Genomic DNA, 3,713 nt, shown 5'->3' on the forward strand with positions numbered 1-3,713 from the left:
CCAGGGTTTTTGCCGTATCAATAAAACCGAGTTATTAATTTTCGATAAAGTCGAGGTTAGGCTGAACTAACCTCCTACTCCAAAAGAACTGAGACTAATCATCCATAAAAAAGTATATAATTATACAAAAAAATAATCAAAAAAATATCATTACAATAATATTTGTGATTTCCTAATAGAGTTTAAAATTGTATCAATGCAATCTTGATTTTTTGTGGTTTCAAGTATTTTTTCAGATGTATATTATTATTACTGGGCCAAAACAAAAATTATATAGCATTTCCTAATCATATAAGGTACATCACCGTTACTTTCTCGTTTGCGGGGAGTTGGTTGTGGTGGGGTTCTTATACCTCACTCAACCGAGAACCGCTATAAGTAAACTGCCTAGCTGTTTAACAATTTATACACTGTGGATAAGCTTCTACAATCTGTAAAAAAAATTCTCCAAGACAAGCCTCTCGATTCAATTCAGTGGTTTGTGCTTTATCAATCGTGGTTGGGTAAAACTTATAGTGAAATGGCAGAGGTATCAGGCTACGGCAACAATTACATCAAGGAAGTTGGTTCTGAGTTGTGGCAAGACCTTTCTATAGCACTTGGAAAAAGAATAACGAAAAAAAATCTGCATTTAGCCTTGAATAAACACTTGCAAGACGAGATAGGTAATCAAGAAAATCAGATCCCAGAAAAGTTCGGTGAAGAATCTAGCTTAGAAATGGTTCCTTCAGACTTTTTTTCAGCAAGCAAGATAGAATTTCCTAGCGGCCCTGTAGCATTAGGTTCTCCTCTTTACATCAATCGCCCTTCTTTGGAAGAACTTGTTTGTAATGAGGTTTTACACCCTGGTTGTTTAATCAGGCTCAAAGCACCTAGAAAGATGGGAAAAAGTTCTCTGCTCAATCGGATGATTGCTTATGCTAGAGAGCAAGATTATCAAATTGTCTATTTGGACTTTCAAGAAGCTGACCAAGACGTTTTTGCTTCCCTAGATAAATTTTTGCGTTGGTTTTGTGTAAATGTCAGTAGACAGTTAAATCTCCTTCCTTCTATAGATGATTTTTGGGATATGGAAATGGGCAGCAAGGTCAGCTGCAAAATCTATTTTGAAGCTTATCTGTTGCAATACATTAATGATAATCCTTTAGTTTTGGCTTTGAATGAAGTCCATCGAATTTTTGAACATCCCAATATTGCCCAAGATTTTCTGCCAATGCTGCGATTTTGGCATGAACAAGCAAAGCAAGATCAGACTTGGCAAAAACTGCGGATGGTAGTTGTTCACACCACAGAAATTTATATTCCGCTTAAGCTCAACCAATCGCCTTTCAATGTAGGGATAACAATTACACTGCCACCATTTACCCTCAAGCAAGTACAGAGTTTAGCATTACGTTACGGACTAGATTGGGCAGGAAACTCAGAAGGGGCAAAACGCCTTGCACCCCTACAAGCAATGGTAGGAGGACATCCCTATCTGGTGAGCCTTGCATTTTATCATCTATGTCAGGGAGAAATGACGCTGGAGGTGTTATTAGAAACCGCATCTACACCAGTAGGAATTTACAGTCAGCATTTACGAGAACTGTTGACACTACTGCAAGAAGAACCAGAATTAATGTTAGCGATGGAACAGGTAATTGCAACAGATGAAAAAGTGGAGTTAAACGCGATCGCTGCTTATAAACTAGAAAGTATGGGTTTGGTTCAATTAAACGGCAATCAAGCTAGTGCCATGTGTGAGTTATATCGTATTTATTTTAGTCAACAGTTTGGAAAGCAAAAGAGTGCTAATGCTTCTGTTAAATTTCCACGCTAGTTTTAAAAGTTAATAGTAAGTAATATAGTTTTTACTATGAACTTAATATCTCATTGAGATGATGAGAATTTTATCAAATTTACCTATACAAATTTTTGATTGAGATATAGAAGAAATTTAAAATTAAAATCAATTAAATGAAAAATTATCGATACCAAGTTGGTGGTACTCTTACAAATGATGCTCCTAGCTATGTTCAGCGAAGAGCGGATGTAGAACTTTACGAAGCTTTAAAACAGGGTGAATTTTGCCACATTTTAACCTGTAGACAAATGGGTAAATCCTCACTTATGGTCAAAACAAAGCACCGCTTGCAAAAAGAGGGCTTTAGATGTGCCACCGTTGATATGACTAATATTGGTTGTGAAAATATCACTCCAGAACAATGGTATAAAGGAGTTGTCGGCGATTTATGGTTGAGTTTTAAACTGTTAGGAAAAGTTAATTTAAAAACCTGGTGGCAAGAACAAAATGATCTTTCTTTAGTTCAGAAAACCAGTCGATTTATTTCGGAAATTTTGTTAACTCAGTTTCCTGACGAAAAACTATTTATTTTTATTGATGAAGTTGATAGTATACTCAGTCTCGATTTTTCCGTTGATGACTTTTTTAAATTGATTCGGTTTTGTTACAATCAACGAGCAATTAATCCAGAGTATTATCGGATTACATTTGCAATTTTTGGGGTTGCTACACCTTCCGATTTAATTATATATCAAAATAATACTACCCCGTTTAATCTTGGTAAAACCATCCAAGTAAATGGTTTCACCTTTGAAGAAGCTCAACCACTTTCTTTAGGACTAGATATTAAAGACAATCATCCTCAGAAAGTTTTGAAAGAAGTATTAGCTTGGACAGATGGGCAACCATTTCTTACTCAAAAGCTGTGTCGGTTACTTGTGAGTTTATCTCAAGATGATATGGGTAGAAAGCTGAAAATTCCCCCTGGCACAGAAGAATTTTGGATAGAAAATGTGGTGCGATCATACATCATCGAGAAATGGGAATCACAAGATGAACCGGAGCATTTACGAACTATTCGCGATCGCATCCTCAGAAACGAAAAATTTGCTGCGAGATTGTTAGGAATTTATCAACAAATCCTCCAAGGATTGAAAGTACCAGCCGATGATAGTCGAGAACAGGTAGAACTGTTGCTGTCTGGTTTGGTAATCAAAAAACAAGGTTGTCTCCAAGTAAAAAACCGAATTTATCAAGAAGTTTTTAATTTAGAATGGGTTGGAAAAAAGTTAGCTTACTTGCGCCCTTACTACGAAAGCTTTAATGCATGGGTAGCCTCAGAAGAAAAAGATAAATCTCGCCTATTGCGTGGACAAGCCTTGATTGATGCTCAAATGTGGGCAAATGGTAAAAGCTTGAGCAACTTAGATTATCGATTTTTAGCTGCTAGTGAAGAATTAGATCGGCGAGAAGTACAACAGGCATTAGAAGCTGAACGTGCTCAAGAAGTTGAAGCACGACTTGCAGAACAACAAAAAAGGTTGGCTCAACAAAAGAGAAACGCCACAATAGTGACACTTTTGCTCGTGGGGATGACAATCAAGTTGGTGATTTCTATCCTGTGGGGCGTATCGCTTTTACGAAAAATTGATGCTTTAGAATCACAGTTGAAATGCACCGATATTACTACACCTCTTCAATTTTCTCACTGTCCAAAGTCAAGAACTGCTAGGGAAACCTCAAAATAACAATTGTTCAAAAAACTCTCAATAACTCAAGTGCAGCCAATGTATAGGTTAGTTATCACTAGCAAATTTAAAAGTAGCTCTCGGAAAATTTGTTCGTCGTAATGCTGACTTACTGATGACGATGTTTATTAGGTTGAGTCGATGGGGAGTATTATCTCCCGCACCTCTCACTTAGATCCGGA

General features: G+C 36.8%; 2 protein-coding genes. Both read left to right on the top strand.

Annotation, left to right across the window (positions count from 1 at the left end):
- Positions 1-412 precede the first annotated feature (412 nt).
- The gene (locus HWQ43_RS00005) at positions 413-1,819 is read left to right on the top strand and encodes an AAA-like domain-containing protein (RefSeq protein ID WP_292728555.1); all 1,407 of its coding nucleotides are present in this window, start codon (positions 413-415) and stop codon (positions 1,817-1,819) included.
- Between the two features lie 137 nt (positions 1,820-1,956).
- Complete coding sequence (locus HWQ43_RS00010) at positions 1,957-3,531, top strand: AAA-like domain-containing protein (protein WP_292728558.1); 1,575 nt, start codon at positions 1,957-1,959, stop codon at positions 3,529-3,531.
- The last annotated feature ends 182 nt before the right edge of the window (positions 3,532-3,713 follow it).

The organism is Nostoc sp. JL31, assembly GCF_017114965.1.
Taxonomy (GTDB): Bacteria; Cyanobacteriota; Cyanobacteriia; order Cyanobacteriales; family Nostocaceae; genus Nostoc; species Nostoc punctiforme_A.

Coding starts and splice junctions, on each gene's coding strand:
- HWQ43_RS00010 (WP_292728558.1), top strand. CDS start 1,957: ATGAAAAATTATCGATACCAAGTTGGTGGTACTCTTACAAATGATGCT.